This is a genomic window from Paraburkholderia sp. CHISQ3 (assembly GCF_030464945.1).
GTDB classification, from domain to species: Bacteria; Pseudomonadota; Gammaproteobacteria; order Burkholderiales; family Burkholderiaceae; genus Paraburkholderia; species Paraburkholderia megapolitana.
In genome coordinates this window covers 86,066-105,199 of sequence record NZ_JALPRG010000016.1, presented here as the reverse complement: position 1 = coordinate 105,199, position 19,134 = coordinate 86,066, and the positions used below count along the sequence as shown (strand labels likewise).

Annotated in this window: 17 protein-coding genes and 1 tRNA gene; 7 read left to right on the top strand and 11 right to left on the bottom strand. The window is 62.0% G+C overall.

Annotation, left to right across the window (positions count from 1 at the left end; translation table 11 throughout):
* On the top strand, nt 1–1,479 hold the full coding sequence (locus M0D65_RS30440; RefSeq protein ID WP_266255814.1) for an MFS transporter: 1,479 nt from the start codon (nt 1–3) through the stop codon (nt 1,477–1,479).
* Nucleotides 1,480–1,554: 75 nt separating this feature from the next.
* Here the strand turns inward: M0D65_RS30440 and M0D65_RS30435 are convergent, their stop codons facing one another.
* Complete coding sequence (locus M0D65_RS30435; protein ID WP_266255813.1) at nt 1,555–2,157, bottom strand: nitroreductase family protein; 603 nt, start codon at nt 2,155–2,157, stop codon at nt 1,555–1,557.
* 166 nt (nt 2,158–2,323) lie between these two features.
* On the bottom strand, nt 2,324–3,607 hold the full coding sequence (locus M0D65_RS30430; RefSeq protein WP_266255812.1) for an MFS transporter: 1,284 nt from the start codon (nt 3,605–3,607) through the stop codon (nt 2,324–2,326).
* 170 nt (nt 3,608–3,777) lie between these two features.
* Between M0D65_RS30430 and M0D65_RS30425 the strand changes: the two genes are divergently transcribed.
* Nucleotides 3,778–4,452 carry a TetR/AcrR family transcriptional regulator gene (locus M0D65_RS30425; protein ID WP_266255811.1) on the top strand — a complete coding sequence of 225 codons (675 nt, stop codon included), beginning with the start codon at nt 3,778–3,780 and terminating at the stop codon, nt 4,450–4,452.
* A gap of 2 nt (nt 4,453–4,454) precedes the next feature.
* The gene (locus M0D65_RS30420) at nt 4,455–5,018 is read left to right on the top strand and encodes a DUF1415 domain-containing protein (protein ID WP_266255810.1); all 564 of its coding nucleotides are present in this window, start codon (nt 4,455–4,457) and stop codon (nt 5,016–5,018) included.
* Between the two features lie 26 nt (nt 5,019–5,044).
* Here the strand turns inward: M0D65_RS30420 and M0D65_RS30415 are convergent, their stop codons facing one another.
* Nucleotides 5,045–5,875, bottom strand: coding sequence for an SAM-dependent methyltransferase (locus tag M0D65_RS30415; protein ID WP_266255809.1), 831 nt, complete (start codon nt 5,873–5,875; stop codon nt 5,045–5,047).
* A 392-nt stretch (nt 5,876–6,267) separates the two neighbouring features.
* Here M0D65_RS30415 and M0D65_RS30410 point away from each other — a divergent pair, with 392 nt between their 5' ends.
* The 4 genes from M0D65_RS30410 (at nt 6,268) to M0D65_RS30395 (ending at nt 11,478) form a co-directional block, all read left to right on the top strand.
* Complete coding sequence (locus tag M0D65_RS30410; protein WP_091019804.1) at nt 6,268–6,588, top strand: DNA-binding protein; 321 nt, start codon at nt 6,268–6,270, stop codon at nt 6,586–6,588.
* Between the two features lie 577 nt (nt 6,589–7,165).
* A complete protein-coding gene (locus M0D65_RS30405; RefSeq protein ID WP_266255808.1) occupies nt 7,166–8,449 on the top strand; it encodes an MFS transporter in 1,284 nt (427 codons plus the stop codon).
* A 41-nt stretch (nt 8,450–8,490) separates the two neighbouring features.
* Nucleotides 8,491–10,050: a UxaA family hydrolase gene (locus tag M0D65_RS30400; RefSeq protein WP_266255807.1), complete on the top strand. Its 1,560-nt coding sequence runs from the start codon at nt 8,491–8,493 to the stop codon at nt 10,048–10,050.
* 156 nt (nt 10,051–10,206) lie between these two features.
* Nucleotides 10,207–11,478 carry a TIGR03862 family flavoprotein gene (locus M0D65_RS30395; protein WP_266255806.1) on the top strand — a complete coding sequence of 424 codons (1,272 nt, stop codon included), beginning with the start codon at nt 10,207–10,209 and terminating at the stop codon, nt 11,476–11,478.
* Here M0D65_RS30395 and M0D65_RS30390 read toward each other — a convergent pair.
* From M0D65_RS30390 to M0D65_RS30355, 8 genes are all read right to left on the bottom strand, one after another.
* On the bottom strand, nt 11,475–12,602 hold the full coding sequence (locus tag M0D65_RS30390; RefSeq protein WP_266255805.1) for a class I SAM-dependent methyltransferase: 1,128 nt from the start codon (nt 12,600–12,602) through the stop codon (nt 11,475–11,477). The genes M0D65_RS30395 and M0D65_RS30390 overlap by 4 nt on opposite strands.
* Before the next feature lie 452 nt (nt 12,603–13,054).
* Entirely contained in the window at nt 13,055–15,031 is a 1,977-nt protein-coding gene (locus tag M0D65_RS30385) for a protease pro-enzyme activation domain-containing protein (protein WP_266255804.1), read from the bottom strand.
* A gap of 664 nt (nt 15,032–15,695) precedes the next feature.
* Entirely contained in the window at nt 15,696–15,842 is a 147-nt protein-coding gene (locus tag M0D65_RS30380; protein ID WP_266255803.1) for a hypothetical protein, read from the bottom strand.
* A gap of 149 nt (nt 15,843–15,991) precedes the next feature.
* Entirely contained in the window at nt 15,992–16,795 is an 804-nt protein-coding gene (locus M0D65_RS30375) for an alpha/beta fold hydrolase (RefSeq protein ID WP_266255802.1), read from the bottom strand.
* A gap of 160 nt (nt 16,796–16,955) precedes the next feature.
* Nucleotides 16,956–17,031, bottom strand: a tRNA-Thr gene (locus tag M0D65_RS30370).
* 19 nt (nt 17,032–17,050) lie between these two features.
* The gene (locus M0D65_RS30365; RefSeq protein ID WP_266255801.1) at nt 17,051–17,566 is read right to left on the bottom strand and encodes a ClpXP protease specificity-enhancing factor; all 516 of its coding nucleotides are present in this window, start codon (nt 17,564–17,566) and stop codon (nt 17,051–17,053) included.
* 85 nt (nt 17,567–17,651) lie between these two features.
* On the bottom strand, nt 17,652–18,263 hold the full coding sequence (locus M0D65_RS30360; RefSeq protein WP_090537322.1) for a glutathione S-transferase N-terminal domain-containing protein: 612 nt from the start codon (nt 18,261–18,263) through the stop codon (nt 17,652–17,654).
* Nucleotides 18,264–18,357: 94 nt separating this feature from the next.
* Entirely contained in the window at nt 18,358–19,125 is a 768-nt protein-coding gene (locus tag M0D65_RS30355; protein ID WP_096722881.1) for a cytochrome c1, read from the bottom strand.
* Between the last annotated feature and the right edge of the window lie 9 nt (nt 19,126–19,134).

Genomic DNA, 19,134 nt, shown 5'->3' with positions numbered 1-19,134 from the left:
ATGACCGGGCCGTCCACCGCCGTACCGCGCGATACATCGCCCGCGATCGTCGTCACCGACCTGCCTGCGCGGCTCGACCGCCTGCCGTGGGGTCGTTTCCACTCGCTGATCGTCGCGGCGCTCGGGATCACCTGGCTGCTGGACGGGCTCGAAGTGACGCTGGCGGGCGCCGTCGCGAGCGCGCTCAAGACGAGTCCGGCGCTGCATTTTTCCAACGCGGACGTCGGGCTGACAGGCAGTGCCTACATTGCGGGCGCGGTGCTTGGGGCGCTCGGTTTCGGCTGGCTCACCGACCGGCTCGGTCGGCGCAAGCTGTTCTTCATTACGCTCACGCTCTACCTCGCCGCGACCGCGGCCACCGCGCTGTCGTGGAATCTCGCGAGTTTCATCGTGTTCCGCTTCCTGACCGGTGCCGGTATCGGCGGTGAATATACGGCGATCAACTCGACGATCCAGGAGTTCATGCCGGCGCGCGTGCGCGGCTGGACCGATCTCGCGATCAACGGGACGTTCTGGGTCGGCGCGGGGCTCGGCGCGACGGGCTCGCTGGTGCTGCTCGATCCGGGCCTGCTGCCGGCGGACTGGGGCTGGCGCGCGTGCTTCCTGATCGGCGCGGTGCTCGCCCTCGCCATCCTGCCGATGCGCGCATGGGTACCGGAAAGTCCGCGCTGGCTGCTGACACACGGCGAAGCCGACGAGGCACGCACGATCGTCGAGGGTATCGAAGCGCGTTTTCACCACAACGGCGCCACGCTGCCACCCGTCGATACAACCGCGAGCCCGCTGCGGTTGCGCGTGCGCAAACACACGGCGCTCAGCGAAGTATTCGATACGCTGTTCAGGCTGCATCGACGGCGCTCGCTAGTGGGCCTCTCGCTAATGACAGCGCAGGCGTTCTTCTACAACGCGATCTTCTTCACCTACGCACTGGTGCTCAGCGATTTCTATCACGTGCCAGGCGACCACATCGGCTGGTACCTGCTGCCGTTCGCGCTCGGCAACTTTCTCGGACCGCTCGTGCTTGGCCGGCTGTTCGATGTGATCGGCCGCCGCGTGATGATCGCGACGACCTATGCGCTATCCGGCATCCTGCTGGCACTGAGCGGCTATCTGTTCGAACAGCAGTGGCTTACCGTGACGACACAGACGCTGGCGTGGATGACGATCTTCTTCTTTGCCTCGGCGGCGGCGAGTTCTGCATATCTGACGGTGAGCGAATCGTTTCCGCTCGAAATCCGCGCGCTTGCGATCGCGGTGTTCTATGCATTTGGCACCGCGCTCGGAGGCATTGCAGGACCGGCGCTGTTCGGCCGGTTGATCGACACGCAGCAGCGCAGTGAAGTCTTCGCGGGTTATCTGCTCGGCTCGGCGCTCATGCTCGTTGCGGCGGTAATCGCGGGGATCTGGGGTGTCGATGCGGAAAGGAAATCGCTGGAGAGTGTGGCGACACCGCTGTCGGCGGTTGCCAATGACGATTGAGGCTGTTGTGCAATCGACGCCATAAACAAAAACGCGCGGCAAAAGCCGCGCGCCACATGTTGCCCTACCGCGTACTCAAGCTGCCACGAAAGGCTTCTTCCACGCACCGGCAAAGGCAATTTCGCCGAGCGGCGAACGCGTACGCCCGGCCTTCTCGCGGTCACGCAACGCCGGGTCGAGTTTCGCCGCATCGCCATAGTGTCCGAGCGAGATCATCGCGATCACTTCGACATCGTCCGGAATCGCAAACGCGCTGCGGAATGCATTGATATCGACGCCAGCCATCTGATGTGCAGCGAGGCCGAGCGCATGAGCCTGCAGCACCAGCGCCATCGCGGCTGCACCCGCATCGTAGGGTGCGCAACGATTGACTTCACCCTTGCTCGTCAGTGTTTGCGTGGTCACGGCGATCAACACCGGCACCGATCCATTCCAGCCTTGATTGAACGGCACGAGCGTTGCGAAGGCGCGCTTGAATGATGCTTCGTCTGTGCTGCGATCGAATACAAGGAAACGCCACGGCTGTGCGTTGAAGGACGACGGCGCCCAGCGCGCGGCCTCGAGAACCGAATGCAAGTGCTCGCGGCTCACCGGCTCATTCGAAAAGGCCCGCGGGCTCCAGCGCCCGGCGAGCAACTCGTGAATGGAAACGTCGGTCGGTGCGTGTTTGGTGGTCATGCGCTTCTCTCAGTCGAGGTTATATGTCGACGGGCGAACGCCCGGGGGCACATAGCATAACCCGGGCATCGCAAAACGCGCTTGAGCGCTCGCGCGTCCAATGGGACGGACATCGTCGATGACGATGCGAATGCACTCGGTGTGAATGCACTCGATACGAACGCACTCAGGCTGCCTGTGCCGCGACCGGCCGGTCGCGCCGGTTGATGCGCAACACCAGCACCGATGCGACGAGACACAAGCCGCCCGAAATCATCGATGCAACAGTGTAGGTGCCGAGGCTCGAGCGCAGCATGCCCGCGCCCAGTGCCGCAAATGCCGCGCCGAGTTGATGGCCCGCGACGATCCAGCCGAACACGACCGGCGCGGCTTCCTTGCCGTAGACGTCGGTGGCAAGGCGCACGGTCGGCGGTACGGTGGCGATCCAGTCGAGCCCGTAGAACAGCGCGAAGATCGGCAGGCCGTAGAAGTCGATGCCGAATGCGTGCGGCAAGTACATCAGCGACAGGCCGCGCAACCCGTAGTACCAGAACAGCAACACGCGACTGTTGAAGCGGTCCGACAGCCAGCCCGACAGCGTCGTGCCGAACAGATCGAAGATACCCATCGCGGCGAGCAGCGATGCGCCCTGCACTTCGGTCATGCCGTAGTCGCCGCACATCGCGATCAGGTGGGTGCCGATATAGCCGTTGGTGCTCGCGCCGCAGATAAAGAAGCTAAAGAAGAGCAACCAGAAATCGCGTGTCTTGCTTGCCGACGCAAGCGTACCGAATGCAATCTGCAACGGATTCTTCGTCTCGATGCGGGTGGCCACCACCGCGCCAGGCGCTTCGCCGTACGGGCGCTGTGAGACGCTGTCGGGCCGCTCAGGCAGCAGGAACGCGACGAGCGGCAGGACAACCGCGGCGGCCCCCGCGACGACCCACACGACCTGACGCCAGCCGTGATGCTCCGCGATCGATGCGAGCAGCGGCAGGAACACGAGCTGGCCGGTTGCCGAACTGGCGGTCAGGATGCCCATCACGAGACCGCGATGGGTCGTGAACCAGCGGTTCACCACGGTTGCCGACAACGACAGCGCCGCGACACCCGTTGCGCCGCCCACCATCACGCCCCAGATCAGGATCATCTGCCAGGGTGCCGTCATCAGCGACGACAGTGCCACGCCGGCGGCCATCGTCGAAAGCGCCACCAGCACGGTGGGTCGTATGCCGAAGCGCTGCATCGCCGCGGCTGCGAACGGCCCCATCAAGCCATAGAGCGCGATGTTGACCGAGATCGCCAGCGAGATCGTCGCACGGCTCCAGCCGAACTGATGTTCGAGCGGCACCATCATCACGCTCGGCGTGGCGCGCGTGCCGGCGGCGGCCAGCAACACCAGAAACACGACGGCAACCGTGAGCCACCCGTAATGGAAACGCCCGCCGATTCTTCTTGCTGCCCAGTTCATCGGTTCTCCAGTCGGCCTGCTTCCGCTATAGGCGGGACGCCGCTTTCAATGAGTGCCGGATTGTTACCGATCCGGTAAAGGACTTGTGACCGATCTGTCACAATGGAGTTGCGATCTTAGTGACTGGTCGGTAACATGTCAAGCCATTGATGAACCGAAGGTGGAATGCCATGACCGATAGCACGACCGTCAAGCCCGAAGCGGTTCGCCGCAGCCGTACGCAGATGGCCGGCGCCGAGGCGCAGGAACATCTGTTAAATGCGGCCGAGGAGCTTTTTTATCGGGAAGGCGTGCGGGCCGTCGGCGTCGACGCGGTGGTCGAACTGGCGGGCGTCAACAAGATGAGCCTGTACCGGCAGTTTTCGTCGAAGGACGATCTGGTCGTCGCTTACCTCGAGCGGTCGGATGAAGGGTTCTTCCGGCGCTTCGAACAGAGTGTCGCCCGCCATCCTGGCGAGCCCGCAAAGCAACTCGTGCAGTACTTCGAGGATCTTTCGGGACGTGCATCCGTGGATGACTATCGCGGCTGCCCGTTCGTCAACGTATCGACGGAATTCCCGGATGCATCGCACCCGGCGCGACTCTGCGTCCTGCGTAACAAAACGAAGCTGATGGCGCGGCTGAATGAACTCGCGAGCGAAGCCGGCGCGGACGATCCCGCGGCGCTCGCCGATGCGCTTGGGTTGTTGATCGAGGGAATCTATGCGGCGAGCCAGACCTACGGTCCGGGTTGTGGACCGATACGCACGGCGCCGCGCGTGGCGGCACTGTTGATCGCCGCGGCTTGCGCGGGGACACCAGCCGCATCGTTCTCGTCGCCGTCGCAATCGAAACCGCGGCCGTGACGATGGCGTCGTCTCTCTCGCACGACGACGTGCTGGCCGCTACCCGCCACTGGCTCACGCGTGCGGTGATCGGCCTGAACCTGTGTCCGTTCGCCAAGGCCGTGCATGTGAAGCAGCAGATCCGCTACGCGATCAGCGAAGCCACGAACCTTGAAGGCGTGCTGAGCGATCTCGAAGCGGAGTTGCAAATCCTCACCGCCGCCGATCCCGCCACAATCGACACAACGCTGCTGATCCTCCCGCACGCGCTCGCCGATTTCACCGACTACAACGACTGCCTGTTCTTCGCGGACCGGCTGTTGCGGCAGTTGCGCCTCGAAGGCGAACTGCAGATTGCGAGCTTTCATCCGCGGTATCAGTTCGAAGGTAGCGAAGCGGACGATATCGAGAACTACACGAACCGCGCGCCGTATCCGATCCTGCATCTGCTGCGCGAGGCGAGCATCGAGCGTGCAGTCGATGCGTTTCCCGACGCCGCCGATATCTACGAACGCAATCAGGAAACGCTCCGGCGCCTGGGTCACGCGGGCTGGCTCGACTGGATGAATGAACCCGCGCAGGACTAAGGCTGCGCCAGCCCGCACAACGAAGCTCAGGCCGGCGCGAAAAACCGCTCGCGCATCTCGGCGATACCCAGCGTATCCATCACTTCATTGAGCCGCTCCGCCGGACGGCGCCGCGGCAAGTCCTTGTACTGGGCGATGATCAGCTCGTTTTTCATCGAGTGTTCCCAGCCGACCAGTTCGGTCACGCTCACCTGGTACCCGTGCGCCTCCAGCTGCAGACAGCGCAGCACGTTGGTGATCTGACTGCCGAATTCGCGCGTGTGCAGCGGATGGCGCCACATCTCCGCGAGCGCCTGCCCAAGCGACTTCCCCTTGTTGCGCCGTAGAACGCCGGCCACTTCGGCCTGACAGCACGGCACCACGACGATGTACTTCGCCTGCTTCCGCAGCGCGAAGCGGATGGCGTCGTCGGTGGCGGTGTCGCAGGCGTGCAGCGCGGTGACGATGTCGATCGAAGGCGGCAGGCGGTCCGACACGATCGAGTCCGCCACCGACAGATTCAGGAACGACATCCCGCCGAAGCCCAGCCGCGTCGCCAGCTCCTGCGATTTCACCACCAGTTCTTCGCGCGTCTCGATGCCGTAGATGTGCGACCCGTCGTGCTGTTCCTTGAAGAACAGGTCGTAGAGGATAAAGCCGAGATACGACTTGCCCGCGCCGTGGTCGACGAGCGTCATGTCGCCCTGCGCTGCTTTCAATTCTTTCAGCAACGGCTCGATGAACTGGAACAGGTGATAGACCTGCTTCAGCTTGCGACGGCTGTCCTGATTCATCTTGCCGTCGCGCGTCAGGATATGCAGCTCCTTCAGCAGTTCGACGGACTGGTTGGGACGGATTTCGTGAGTTTTGCCGGACATCGATTGAAACCGCCGCCGATTGCATCGCGAACGTGCGACAGGCGACGGAAAAAGAGAAAAGTTGCTGCCAGTTTACCGAAAGCGCGAGCGAGCGAGTTTTTTACCGGCACTTTTACCGGCACAACCGGCCGCAGACGCAGCAACCTGGAATACTTCCTGCTCTTGATTACGCCAGGCGCGGCGCGGGGCAATCGCCGCGCTGTCATGCCGAATGCCGGGCTGCCTGTCGAGCCCGGCAGAACAACAAGGACAGGCTGCCGGACACCGCTTTCGATCGTGCGGACCGTCAAGCGTGTGGGAGGTCGGACCCGGAACACGGGCTCGAACGTTACGTAACCTGCAGTGCGCCGCGATCTCAACCGGAAGCGCGCTCAGACGATGAAGAGGCGGCAATGGACGCGATACCCAACGGAAGCGCAGAGCAGAAGTTTCAGGAACTGCTTGCGAAGCTGACGGCGACGCCAGCATGGACGGAGAAGCAGCAACTCGAACTGGAAATGGCACGCGACATTTCCACCGAGATGTTGCGGCTCGCCGAGGCGATGCGCGATGGAAGCGTCGACCTCGAAAGCTCGTTGACGCTGCTCAAGTACGCGAAGGTGCTCGACTTCGTGATGACGACGCTCGCCTCGCGGCGTGATATCAAGCCGCAGACCTTGCGGGTGATTTTCAAGCTGGCGGGGTTGAAGGTTGATGAGGCTTATCCGGGGTAGCTGGTTCGCGGGCTGACTGCGCGCCAGGTGCGCGGATGGGCGCGTGGTTGTGCCCAGTGACGCAGTTGTCTCATGTACTGCGCGTGTGACACCTTTAGGTGACGCTGCACGGCGGCTTGCGCCCGCACGCCGCTCCACATCCTCTCGTCGCCAACGCGGCGCGCTGTAGCCCCCTCCCAATTGCCTGTTCACAGCCCCCATGATTGCGGGAAACTCCGAAGTCGGCATCCGCTATGATGCGTGAATCCGTATCGACATCAAGGAGAGCCGCTCGACATGAAAACGACGTGCAAGGGCGGCCTCCTTGCCAACGTCGATGGCTCCAGCAACAGAAACATGCTCAAGGTGGCGGACCATGACTCCTGACGTCAACGTCTTCTTCACCGCATCGAGGTCCGATTAGGCACACCACCGTGTCGCGCGCGGCCTGAGACCACTGTCGCCTGAACGCAGCGCACTAGCCCCAAAGCAGTTCCGCCACCAGAGCGGAACGCACAGGACAGACCGCCCGCCTGCCTGGCATCGCAGCGGACGGCACGATCCATACAATCGATGCCGCCACTGGAGGAGACGTAGCATGAGGAAAATGCGCTGGGTGGTGATCCTGTTCTGCTTCCTCGCGATCGCGGTGAACTACATCGATCGCGCGAATCTCGCTGTCGCGGCACCGCAGATCGAAAAAGCACTCGGCATTGGCCCCGCCGAGATGGGCCTGATCCTGAGCGGCTTCTTCTGGACCTACGCACTGATGCAGATGCCGTTCGGCTGGTTCATCGACCGGGTCGGCGCACGCATCGCGTTGCCGCTCGCGGTGGGCTGGTGGTCGCTCTTCACCGCCGCAACCGCGGCGACCTCGAGCGTGGCGGGGATGTTCGGCTGCCGGCTGATGCTCGGCATCGGCGAAGCGGGCGCCTATCCATCGTGTGCGAAGCTCGTCAGCCAGTGGTTCAAGCCGGCGCAGCGCGCGCTCGCGACCAGCATCTTCGATAGCGGTTCGCGAGTCGGCTCCGCGCTGTCGATTCCCGTCGTCGCGCTGATCATCGGTACGCTTGGATGGAAGGCTTCGTTTGTGATCACCGGGTTGATCGGCGCGGTGTGGATGCTCGGCTGGTTTGCGATCTATCGCAGCCCAGCGCACGGCGACATGACCGGCGAGAAAGACATCGTGCCGCAGCCGCACGTACGCAGCGCCGGCGATGCGACGTGGGCCTCGCTGTTCCGCCATCGCACGATGTGGGGAATGATGATCGGCTTCTTCTGCCTGAACTTCGTCATCTACTTCTTCATCACGTGGTTTCCGAGCTATCTCGTGCAGACGCGTGGCTTCTCGCTGAAATCGCTCGGCACGCTCGGCATGGTCCCGGCGCTGATCTCGATCCCGGGCGGCTGGCTCGGTGGCTACATCTCCGATGCGCTCTATCGACGCGGCTGGAGTCTCACCGCCTCGCGCAAGACGTGCATGGTGGGCGGCATGCTGATGTCGTCGGTGATCACGCTGTCCGCGTTCACGTCGAACATCTACCTGATGCTCGGGTTCTTCGGCATCGCGTACGGCAGCCTCGCGTTTGCCGCCGCCAGCATCTGGTCGCTGCCCGCCGATGTCGCGCCTTCGCCGCGCCACGTCGCTTCGATCAGCGGTATCCAGAACTTCGCGTCCAACCTGGCGGGCATCGTCATCACGACGTTCACTGGCGTGATGGTCGCGATGACGAAAGGCTCGTTCACGATTCCACTGATCGTCGCGGGCGGCTTCTGCTTTCTCGGCGCGTTCAGCTATCTGGTGATCGTCGGACGGATCGAGCCGTTGTCTGGCGACTCCGCGCATCGCGATGATCCGGAGCCGGTGCGCTCGCCGGTCTGACCGCTCTAACGGACGCGCTCATTTTTGCATTCGAGGAACCCATGTCGACTCTCACCGCCGCTCACGCCGTGATCCGGCTGCATCCCAACGACGACGTCGTGATCGCCACGCGTCAGCTCGTCTCCGGTACGGCGATCGAGTCCGAACGCGTTGTCGTCGCGGGATTGATCCCGCCAGGGCACAAGCTCGCAACGCGCGCGATCGCAAAAGGCGAGCCGGTCAAGCGCTACAACCAGATCATCGGTGTGGCACGCGATGCCATCGCGCCGGGCCAGCATGTGCACGTCCATAACCTGAGCATGGCCGAGTTCGCACGCGAGCATGCGTTCGGTATCGACTTGCATCCGACGGCATACGTCGCGCAGCCCGCGCATTTCATGGGCATCCGCCGACCGGCTGCCGCGAAGAACGGTGAGCGCATCGCCACGCGCAACTACATCGGCGTGTTGACGAGCGTGAACTGCTCGGCCACGGTTGCGCGCGCGATCGCCGATCACTTCCGCCGCGATGTGCACCCCGAGGCGCTGGCCGACTACCCGAACGTCGATGGCGTGATCGCGCTCACGCACGGCCTCGGTTGCGGAATCGATCTGCACGGCGAAGGCCTCGCGATCCTGCGCCGCACGCTGGCCGGTTACGCCGCCCATCCGAATTTCGCGTCGGTGCTGTTCGTCGGTCTCGGTTGCGAAACCAATCAGATCGGCGGTGTACTCGAAGCGGGTGGATTCGGCGACGATCCAAAGCGACTGCGCAGCTTCACGATTCAGGACAGCGGCGGTACGCGCAAAACGATCGAGCACGGCATCGCGACGGTCCGAGAAATGCTCGCCGATGCAAACCGCGTGCGCCGTGAGCCAGTGCCTGCGTCGCATCTGATGGTCGGTTTGCAATGCGGCGGCTCCGACGGTTACTCGGGTATTTCGGCCAATCCGGCGCTCGGCGCGGCAGTCGATAGGCTCGTGCGACACGGCGGTACGGCGATCCTGTCGGAAACACCGGAAATCTACGGCGCGGAACATCTGCTGACGCGCCGTGCAGTAAATCGCGAGGTCGGCGAGAAGCTGCTTGCGCGCATTGCGTGGTGGCAGGACTACTGCGCACGCAACGGCGCGGCGCTCGATAACAATCCGTCGGCCGGCAATAAAGCGGGCGGTCTGACGACGATCCTCGAGAAATCGCTCGGCGCGGTCGCGAAAGGCGGTACGACGAATCTCGTCGACGTCTACGAATACGCACAGCCGATCGACGCGAAAGGCTTCGTTTTCATGGATTCGCCCGGCTACGATCCGATGTCGGCGACCGGCCAGGTGGCTTCGGGTGCGAACCTGATCTGCTTCACGACCGGTCGCGGCTCGGCTTACGGCTGTGCGCCATCGCCTTCGCTGAAACTCGCAACCAATACGGCGTTGTGGGAGCGGCAGCAGGACGATATCGACATCAATTGCGGTGGGGTGATCGACGGCACGGCGAACATCGATGAACTCGGCGAGGCGATCTTCCGGATGATGCTCGATTGCGCATCGGGTACGCGCTCGAAGAGCGAGCTGCATGGCTATGGGCAAAGCGAATTCGTGCCGTGGCAGGTGGGTGTGATTACCTGACGCGGTAGCACATACAACGGTTCGTTGACGAAGCGCTGTATCGCAAGGTTTGCGGTGCACCGGTATGGGTGTGACAATGGCGAACCGCGGCGAGCCTTGGCGCCCACCGCGCACGCTGCCCGCCGCCGCTTTCCTTCCCTCCCCTCGATACCGCCCATGCCCGCTCCCCACGATTCCACTTCTGTTGCCATCATCGGCGCTGGCCCGGCCGGTCTCATGGCCGCCGAAGCGCTGAGCCGCGAGCACGTGCAGGTCGACGTGTATGACGCGATGCCATCGGCGGGACGCAAATTCCTGATGGCCGGCAAGGGCGGCATGAACATCACGCACTCGGAGCCGTTGGAACGCTTCGTCGAGCGTTACGGTGCACGACGCGCACAGATCGCGCCGCTGCTCGACCGCTTCGGTCCCGATGCGCTGCGTGCGTGGCTCTACGATCTCGGCGTGGGGACCTTCGTCGGAAGTTCGGGCCGCGTATTCCCCACCGATATGAAAGCCGCGCCGATGCTGCGTGCCTGGCTGCATAGGTTGAAGGAACGCGGCGTGCGTTTTCATATGCGGCACAAATGGATCGGCTGGAACGAGGACGGTGCGACGAACGGAGCACGTCACGCGCTGCGCTTCGCCACACCCGATGGCGAGCAAAACATCACCACCGATGCGCTCGTCCTCGCGACAGGCGGTGCGAGCTGGCCGCGTCTCGGCTCAGATGCCGCATGGGTGCCGCTGCTCGGCGCTCGCGGCGTGCAGGCCGTGCCACTGCGTTCGGCGAACAGCGGTTTCGACACCGTATGGAGCGATTATTTTCGCGAGCGCTTCGCCGGACAGCCACTGAAGCCCGTTGCAATCACCGTCGTCGATGTAGACAAAAAAGTCCAGAATCGAAAAGGTGAGATAGTTATTACCGCGACGGGAATTGAGGGGAGCCTCGTGTATGCGCTGTCGTCGGTGATCCGCGAACGGATAGAGGCCGATGGCGAAGTAACGCTGCATCTCGATCTCGTGCCGGACCTGTCCGTTGAACGCGTCACCGAAGAAGTCATGCGGCCGCGCGGTTCGCGCTCGCTATCGAGCCATCTGCATAGCCGCATCGGCGTCGCGGGCGTGAAGTTTGCGCTCCTGCACGAATGCCTGCCGAAAGAAGCGCTTGGCGATGCGGCGCTGGTGGCTCGCACATTGAAGGCACTGCCGTTGCGCTTGCTACGTCCACGTCCGATCGAAGAAGCGATCAGCAGCGCCGGCGGCATTCCGTTCGAAGCACTCGATGCGAACCTGATGATCGAGCAGTTACCCGGCGTATTCTGCGCGGGCGAAATGCTCGACTGGGAAGCACCAACGGGCGGTTATCTGCTGACCGCTTGCTTCGCGAGCGGCCTCGTCGCGGGTGAGGGCGTGCACGCGTATCTGGACCGCCTGGCGCGACGCTAGCGCGCCTTCAGACGCCACAGCGACGTCACTTCCGCGAGACGCGCGACATGCAGCGGGTCCAAGGGATCGGATGACTTCGGATGCCGCGGCCGGATGTCTTCGCGACCAGCCACTTCAAGACCGGCCGCCTTGATCGCGTCGAGCAACATCGCGCGCGTGCGCAACCCGAGGTGCTCGGCGAAATCCGACAGGATCAACCAGCCCTCGCCGCCTGGCTGGAGATGCGCGGTAAGTCCGCCGAGAAAGCCGAGCAGCATGCGGCTATCGGGATCGAAGACCGCGTGCTCGATCGGCGACGACGGCCGCGCCGGCACCCACGGCGGATTGCAGATGATCAGCGGCGCGAGTCCTTCGGGAAACAGATCGGCTTGCACGACGCGCACCTGCCGGTCATAGCCGAGCCGCGTCATGTTCTCCTGTGCGCACGCTAGCGCACGCGGGTCCTGATCGGTGGCGACGATTTTCTTCACACCGCGCTTCGCAAGCAACGCGGCGAGCACGCCGGTGCCGGTGCCGATATCGAAAGCCTTTTCCAGTGACGGCAACACCATCCGAGCAACCAGATCGACATACTCGCCACGCACCGGCGAAAACACGCCGTAGTACGGATGAATCCGCTCGCCGAGCGCCGGAATCTCGACGCCCTTCTTGCGCCACTCATGCGCGCCGATCAGGCCGAGCAGTTCGCGCAGCGAAACAACCGAGGCCTCGCCGTCCGCCGCGCCCCACGCTTCGATGCAAGCCTGCGTAACTTCCGGTGCGCGGCGCAGCGGGATCGTATAGTCGCCGGTTAGTGGAATCAACACCATGCCGAGCGTGCGGGCGCGCTGTGCCTGCGCCTGGCGATGCAGGTTGAACGCATCCTTTGCAGTGACCGCCTGCTTGGGCGGCTTGCGTTCGATGCGGCGTGTAATGGCCTGCAACAGCTGTCGTGCGTTCTGGTAATCGCCGTTCCATAGCAACGCGGTGCCTTCGCTCGCGAGGCGAAATGCGGTGTCGGCGGTCGTGCGGTCGTCGGCGAGCACGACGCGCTTAGGCGGCGGGACCGCGGCTTCCGAACGCCAGCGAGCGGTTTCGGGGCCGTCTGCGGCAGGCCAGGTGAGAGTCGGGTAAGGGGTGGTCATCGGTGATGAGTGATGAATGGGGCAAGCGATGACTGGATGTGGCAGGTCGGTTTGCCGTGCCTTCCGTTCTGGTCACCGATGAACTCGCGGGCATGCCGTGGCGCGATGTCGAGCCCGAAGCGGCAAGCAAGATCGTTCGTGTTGCTGGGCAGAGCCTTGCGCGCCGTTAGCAGGCGTCAGGTTCGAATTGTAGTACGGCGCGGGCCAGCCGATGCTTTCCACCCGTTCTCTGCGTTGTATGCGCAGGCGCAAGCGTCACGGTAAACGAGCAACGCCGGCTCGCGCCGGCGTTTAAGCGGTGTCCGTCGTGGTCCGACGGACACCTGCTCGGTTATGTCCTTACTGCTGGCCCGAACACCAGACGGATCCCGTCGACGTTCGTCCTGAAACGCCCGGCCGTCGCAACCAGAAAACGATGCATCTGCACAGGTTGCGCGCCGCCGGGCTACGACTTACCACCACCAGCTTCCGAACAGGCCACCCAGCAGACCGAACAGATCCGGCGAACCGCCCTGCGCGTTGCTGCTGCCGCCGTTGCCGCTATTGCCGGTGTTCCCGCTCTTGCCACCGCCGGCAGCCACCGGTGTCGAACCATAAGCTGCATTCAGTTGCGAGATGTCGAAGCTGCCCCAGCCCGTGACGTAGTCGAAGCCCTGCGTCGCGCTGTAGCCGTAGGTCACACCGCTCTTCGTGATGCCGTTATTACCCGACGTGACCGGGTGAAAAAGACCGGGCTTCGTGGTCGCATTGCTGTAGATGCTCGCAGCGGGAAACGCCAGCGTGTTGTTGTTCGCCGATTGCACACGCGCCCAGATGCCCGAGAAGATCGGTGCCGCCAGACTCGTCCCACCGACCTGGTTCGGATCGTCAGGACCTGCGCCCGGCAACGTACCGCTCGTCTGCCCTTGATAGACGAGGATCGCGCCGCTGCGGCCATCCGCATCGAAGCCGATATCCGGCACCGTGCGCAACTTGCTGCCCGTGACCGACGATTGCCACGTCGGTGCGGCTTCGTACTTGCTGATGCCGCCGCCAGTCGCCCACAGCACGCCACGCGAATTGACGCCTTCGTTCCACACGTTTTCGTGATCGTACTTGCCGCCCACGGTGTAGAGACCCGTGCCGCCAACCGAAATCACGTACGGCGAAGTTGCCGGTTCGCTGACGGTGTAGGTGCGCAGATTCGAGGGCGGCTTACCGTTCTGGCATTCATACACACCATGATCGCCGGCCGACACCGAGAAGACCTGCCCTTGTGCCATCGCGACCTTGAAGATGGCGTCGTCGGCGGCCTGCGAACCTTCTGACTTCGCACTCGCTTCGCACACGCCGAGCGATACGTTGATCACCTTCGCGACGTTGTCGGAGACCGCCTGGTTGTAGGCGGCCGTGATGTCGCCGAGCGACATCGACGGCGCGGCGTAGAACACCAGCTTGTTCACGGCACCGCCCGCAGCACCGACGATCGACTGGCTGTCGAGGTTCCACTCGACCGTGCCATCCGTATCGCTGTAGTCGCTGCCGTCCGGTCCGGTTTGCACAACCTGGGTCGCGACGTTGCCGAGCCCGTTGTTCGTCGTGAACGTCTGGAGATCGGACAGCGTCTGCGTCAGATCGCCTTCCGAAATGATCCCGACCGTCGTGGCCGACGCGGTCGGTGTCGAACCGGCGGCGTAGATATTCGAGAACTCGACCGGATTGTGGCCCGTCAGCACAGGTGCGGCGGCAAGGCTGCGCTTGAGCTGGGTACTCGCGCTCGGCTCAGGGCGATAGATACGGTAGTTGGTATGCGCCGTCGCTGCGTTCTGCAGTCCCAGCACTGAATCGACGATGTCGCCGAGCGCTGCCGGAACCTGCGCGTCGCTCGTGTTCGCGTAGACCTGGTGGCCGTCTTGCGTGAAACGCTTGAGGCTCGTGTTGAACGCCGACTTCACAAGCGCAGCGTTGCCGTCCGCGGTGACCAGCAACCGGTTCTTCGCGGCGCGGACATTCTTGAAGCCAGCACGCGTCAGATACTCCACCACCGTCTGCACCTGGGCTTCGGTCGGCGCGTACGTCGCGAGTATCTGATCCGGCGTCAGGTACTGACGATAGTTCGGGCTGCCCGGCTGATTGACCTGGTTGATGAAGGCGTCGAGACCCTTCTGGTCGCGCATCTTCAGCGACACCACGACGTGAATCGGCGTGTTCGCAGCGAGTTCGTTAGCAGAGCCGCCGGCGAAGTTAGTCGACGCTTGCGCGCCTGAAGCTGCGGACGGTGCGGCAAACGCGTGGGTGTTGGTCGACACCCAGTCGGTGGAATTGCTTTGCGCTTGCGCGGGCAACACCATCAAACCGGTTGCAGACAAACCGATCAACGACAGAACTGAGAGACGACACGTCGCGGAAAGAATCGGTGCGACGAAAGACGGTGCTTGTTTGGGCATCATGCTTCCTCGTGAGATCAAACGGCCACCTGTAGGCCAGCACGGGTGGTGCTGGGATAACAAAACACAATGAGCAGCGCAGGAGATGCATTGCTCATCGATGTTCATTCGGCAATTCGTAATTTTTTCGTGACCGAATAGTAGGCTAGCCGTTTTCATTTGCAAGGTAGTAATTCTTAATTTTTCTCAGAAGCCTCAATCTTTTCTTATCGAATTACGACATATCTTTTTATAAGAATTCGATAATATTTATGAATTAAATCGTCACGCCGACGAAGATACAAGGGACGATCGATGCTCACTGGATGGCCGCGCAGAAAGGCGTTGCATGCAATGGTCATTTCACTGCTCGCGCGTATGCGGGAGAGATAGAGACGAGAGGAAAGATAGCGGCGAAAATATGTGCCAAAAGGCCGCTTAAATGTGCCAAAAACAAGGCCGTGTCGAATTCGATGTGCTAAAAAATCATTGTGCCAAATTCATTGCAACAGGCAATTTATCTATTGAAATCGCTGTGCCAAAAATGGCTATTCTTGATTCAATGTGACAAAGAATAATTGTATTGAATACGATGTGCTAAAGAGCAATCCGGGCGAATGGGTTGTGCGAGTTTCCCAGGCGACAGACACCTGTGCCGATCGCTTCCGCATGCAATTCTGACTGCGCGCTATTGCCGTGCTGTAGCGTCAGCGGTACGCGTCGTGCCATCGCACGCGCTCGATGTATCGGTCACCACCGCCAGGACCGTGAGCAGCCCGACGAGGGCAAAGGCAATCACGCACAACGTGCGAATCACGATCGTGGTACGACACATGAGCAAACTCCTTCGATCATTTCCGCGCGTGCGAGTCCTGCTGGCGCACGTTCGCATCGCCTGTTCGTGTGAATTTTCAGGGGATGCAAAGATATCAGGTCGTCGGAGATGCAACTGACAACTATTGTCAAACTCGCGTCGCTACGATTTCACAGCATGGCCAGCACCGCTTTGATCACGACATCCGGATCGTCGCGCTGGACGAAGTGCTGGCTTGCCGGCGTTATGATCTGGTGTGCCTGCTTCGATAGCTGTAGCAGTTCGCGCTGCAGGTCTTCCCAGTGTGCTTGCAGCACATCTCGTGTCGCGGTGGGAAAGAATTGTGAATTCGCGAAAGAGCCGGCGGTGATCACCGTCACCGGCAGATCGCCGAGCGGCGCGATCTCGCGATACATGTCGAGACTGGTGGGCAGATCGATGCGCTCCGGCGTCGCGTCGGGTACGCGCCACTCGCCTGCCCAGAATGTCCGCATGCGTGTCTGTTCGGGTGTGTCCGATTCGCTCGGCGCAGGGAACGCATTGCCGAATACAGCGAACTGACGCGTATGCATGGATTCGACCAGCACGAGCCCGTGCATTTCGTCGCGATAGCGCTGGGCGAACCCACGTGCCAGCAGTCCGCCGAACGAATGACCCACGATGAGGTAAGGCGGCGGCATTGCGGTCGCCTGTAGCAGAGCGTGCAGTTCGTCGATCAGATGACCGGCGTGACGTATGGTCAGCGGGAGATCGCTTGCTCCGCGTCCCAGCCGGTCGTAACGGAACACCGTGCAGTGCGCCGCAAGCGCGGACTGGATGGGTTGCCATTCGGCGCTCTCCGCGCCCAGGCCGGTTTCGAGCACGACGGTCGGAGCGCCGCCGTGCCCCGATACGGCATAGGCGACGCGGCCGGACGCCAGCGCGGCGAATTGCGGTTGTCGTGGATCATCGGGAATAGGGGTGGTGCGAGACACGGCGTGGGTACCGACATCGGGAGTTTCGGTATCAGCGAATATACCCGCAATTTTTGCAGCGACTTCCGGACAATTTCCCGCTCGCAGATGCAAAAAACCCCGGAAATTCGCTGAATTTTCGGGGTTTTTTGACGTCATCGAACTTCGATGACGTTGAATTTGGTGCCGGCTGCAGGACTCGAACCCGCCACCTCATGATTACAAGTCAAGCGCTCTACCTGATGAGCTAAGCCGGCATGAGGCCGTGATTTTACTTCATTTCACGACCTTGAGGTGACCTCTTCCACCGCCCTTCGATCCATCGTCGTCGGGACGATGTGTATCGTCCTCACCGTCGGCAGCGGCAGGTGCTGGCGACGGCGCATCCGCCACCTTCAGCCCACCACCTTCACCGGTCGTTGCGGCATCGTCCGCGGGCAACGCTTCGTCAGCACCCGAATCCGTCGCCTCGCCACCCGCCGAATCGACGGGAAACGCCATGCCTTGCCCATTTTCCCGCGCGTAAATAGCCAGCACGTTAGCGACCGGTACTTCGATCTTGTGCGACTTGCCGGAAAAGCGTGCGCTGAACTCGATCCATTCGTTGCCCATCTGCAGCTGGCTCGTCGCCTCGAAGCTGATGTTCAGTACGATCTCGTTGTCGCGCACGAATTGCCGCGGCACGCGCGTCTGGTTATCGACGCGCACCGCGATGTGCGGTGTGTAGCCGTTATCCGTGCACCACTCGTACAGCGCGCGAAGCAGATAAGGCTTGGTGGAAATCTCTTGCATCAACGGTCCTCTTCCTTGCCCCAGGCTTGCCGGCCCGCGGCATGACGCTCATTCGCGCCATACCGGCGGTCCGTCAGGCCGGCTCTCAGCGGCGCATCACCTTTTCCGAAGGCGTCAGCGCTTCGATATACGCCGGACGGCTGAAAATACGCTCGGCGTATTTCATCAGCGGCGCTGCGTTCTTCGACAGTTCGATGCCGTAGTGATCGAGACGCCACAGCAGCGGTGCGATCGCAACGTCGAGCATCGAGAACTCTTCGCCGAGCATGTACTTGTTCTTCAGGAAGATCGGTGCGAGCTGTGTCAGACGATCGCGAATGGCAATGCGTGCCTTCTCGTGATTCTTCTCGGCCGCCTTGCCCTTTTCGTTTTCGAGCGTGCCGACGTGCACGAACAGTTCCTTTTCGAAGTTCAGCAGGAACAGGCGGGCGCGGGCGCGCTGCACCGGGTCGGCGGGCATCAGCTGCGGATGCGGGAAGCGTTCGTCGATGTACTCGTTGATGATGTTCGATTCGTACAGAATCAGATCCCGTTCAACGAGAATCGGCACCTGACCATACGGATTCATCACCGCGATGTCTTCCGGTTTATTGAACAGGTCGACGTCGCGAATCTCGAAGTCCATGCCCTTTTCGAACAACACCAGCCGGCAACGCTGGGAGAACGGGCAAGTTGTGCCGGAATACAGAACCATCATATTTACATTTCCTCAAAAAACTGAAGGGCCAGCGCGCGGAAAAACCGTCCTGCAGGTTTTTCCTGGCGCCGGCCCCACGCCTGTCAGGGCGTGACTATTTGATATCTTTCCAGTACGCGGCGTTCAATCGCCACGCCAAAAAGCTCAGGACGCCGAGGAACAGGAGCACCCAGACGCCAAGCTGCTTGCGGGTTTTCTGCGTGGGTTCGGACATCCACGACATATAAGCCACGAGGTCGGCCACAGACGCATCATAATCTACCGCCGATAACGTCCCCGGCGTGACCTGTTTGAAGCCGGTGAACTTGTGGATCTTCTCGCCATTCTCCGAGTCGACCACATCTTCGAACGTCGCGGTGCGCTGCCCCTGCAGCTGCCACAACACGTGAGGCATGCTCACGTTGGCGTACACCATGTTGTTCCAGCCGGTCGGCCGCGTGTCGTCGCGATAGAAACTGCGCAGATACGTGTACAGCCAGTCGCGATTGCGGGCCCGCGCTTCCACCGATAAATCAGGCGGCGCGGTACCGAACCACTCCTTCGCGTCGTCGGGCCGCATGGCCACGGTCATCGTGTTGCCGACCTTATCGGTCGTGAACAACAGGTTGGCCTCGATTTCCTTCTGCGAAATGCCGAGATCCGTCAACCGGCTGTAGCGCATCAGGCTCGCACTATGACAACTCAGGCAGTAATTTACAAATATTTGCGAGCCATGCTGCAAAGAGACGAGATTTTCGGTGTTATCGGGCGCGCGGTCGAGCGGAAAATTTTCGTCCGCGTGGGCCGGCGCGCCCAGCATCGCCAGCGCGACGGTCAGCGTTGCCACGCCGGTGCGCGCGAGCGTCGAAAGTACTTTTTTCATCTTCGTGTT